At 31.7% G+C, this 2,283-nt stretch carries 2 protein-coding genes; both read right to left on the bottom strand.

All coding sequences use genetic code 11. The features are described from left to right. Positions 1–77: 77 nt before the first annotated feature. Positions 78–557, bottom strand: a complete 480-nt coding sequence (locus DWX76_RS13610; RefSeq protein WP_147353873.1) for a DUF4238 domain-containing protein — start codon at positions 555–557, stop codon at positions 78–80. Between the two features lie 562 nt (positions 558–1,119). After that, on the bottom strand, positions 1,120–2,283 hold a 1,164-nt coding region (locus DWX76_RS14045), incomplete at its 5' end, for a hypothetical protein (protein ID WP_207664900.1).

Here is a 2,283-nt window from a genome sequence, read left to right as displayed (position 1 = left end):
CAAGTTTCTATACTTAAACTCTCAGCTATTTCCAAAAATCTGAGGAGTTCTTTAAATATTTGGATTTATAATATATGTTACCCAAAACACCTTTTCATCATTTGTAAGAAAACAATTTGTCCTATAATTATCCTCAATGAATGCTTTTCTTTCCAAACCACTCCTAAAATCGCTAAACATCTTTTCAATACCAGCAAAGAAATGTTTGTAAGAAAACAATTTGTCCTATAATTATCCTCAATGAATGCTTTTCTTTCCAAACCACTCCTAAAATCGCTAAACATCTTTTCAATACCAGCAAAGAAATGTTCTAGATAATTAGGAAGTACAATCTCACCACTATGACCTGTCACTTCGTATAAATATTTAATATAACAGATAGACTTAATTGGCACAGATTCATATTTTTGTTTTTTCACATTTAAATCATAACAATAAATGGTATATCTCGAATTAGGATAACTCTTGCTTCCTTTTTCATACTCTGGTGAAAAACCTCTCAAATATACTTGTGGAATATAATGTTGATTTTTTGTCATTACATCATTTTTTGACAATTCATCTTCACATCCTTATCATCTGGTATTAGGTCGTCATCCGATAGTTTATCTTTTAACGATTACTCTAACAATTTAACGATTTACCCCAACCTTTTAACGATTGTTCTTAACAATTTAACGATTTTCAGAACCCCCCAAAAATAAGGATTCTTTAGATATTAGCACCATTTACAGCATAATAATCATCAAACCTTTTAAGAATACCTCTGAACCCACAATGAATCTATCACCATGACATTTTCATTTTACATTCCGTCATTCGTAGTAATACCGTAGTCAAAGTCTTATTCGCCTGCCACGATTTGCCAAATTTTGCCGCGATACAGGCAAATAAAGGCTTTCAGTCCTCCGTCCTGCCGTGGCAGATGAAAAGTACTCGAATGCTCATAATTTCTCCTTTCAAAAGGCGCTTTCCTGCTGCCATTTGCAGCGTTTTGCGCGGTGTTAATTTTTCTTTATGTATTGGTCATTTCTGTACATAAAATGTAAATCTTAGCAAAATTTTGCAAGATGTGTACAGCAATCGTAGTATAAACGGAGTAAAAAGTGGGTTTGGGTACTACTCAATTTTGACAAAAATCTCATATCCTTTTTCAAGTTCTATATCGGTTACTATTCCAACCTCACCATTGTCTACTTGATCTACATCCTTATCATTAAGCTGTATACTTACAATAGAAGTACAAATCCATTTTCCATCTTTTTTTGCATATATCATTTTTCCAACTTCCAATTTAACATTGTTAAGTGTCAATATACCTGCTTTAGGTTTCTTAAAATATTCCTCATAAATCCCCACTCTAATTAAATTCTTTGGAAGCAACGAAATAAGCCCCCATTTATCTAGTGATTCTCTTGTTTCTTTTTTCGTAAATATACCATTTTCTATCAACTTATATTGATTGTAAAGCTGCCATGTAGTAAGAAGACCTCTTTCATCATTTTTAGCATAATCTATTTGATTATCACTAAATGGAGGATTTTGTCTTAATGAAGGCCTTATATACCTTTGATGATTCACAATATAAATTGGCAATATTTGTTTGTCACGGTGCTCTTTTTCTCTTCTTCGTCTATGTTTTGCCACCTGTGAACATTCTGCATCTGTAGATGTTCCCCCAATACCTTTAACTTCAATAATAAATAATTTATCATCTTCCAAAATCTGTATATCTTCTCTTAAAATATCTTCATTTCCATCGATTGCTTCTACATTTGCAAAACCAAGCCACTTGAAGTATGTACATACAGCTTGTACTAACTTATCCCCTGTTTCTATCAACAAATCATTCAAAAATTTATACTTCTGGTCAATAGCATTTCTTCTCTCATTCAATGACTTAATTTTCAAATTATATTGTTCTTGAATTAAAGTCCGTTCTTTCTCAAGTTCAAGTATTTCTTTAGGTAAAAAATCTTGTTCTTTTATCCATTCAAACTCTTTTGATTCAGGGAAAAAACCTGGCAATATTTCTGGCAATACAGATGATACTAACCTTTCAATCAATTCATCCTTCTTTTCACAAAACGGAAGCAACAGTTCATAGCCTGAATTTTCTGAATATCCTATATACGAAACTATCTCTCCATCTTGATTTTTTAACAATGGTAAGAAATTAGGATCTGCAATTGATTTTTGAGAAGTTCTATCCCATTTTGTTGGTAACTCAAAAATTACATTATATCCTTTAACATATTTTGCTATTAAATTTGCAAGATTGCT

The organism is Clostridium sp. AF21-20LB, assembly GCF_003478795.1.
Lineage (GTDB): Bacteria > Bacillota > Clostridia > Lachnospirales > Lachnospiraceae > Otoolea > Otoolea fessa.
The sequence above is the reverse complement of the archived record's forward strand: the minus strand, read 5'-3'. Positions and strand labels throughout refer to the sequence as shown.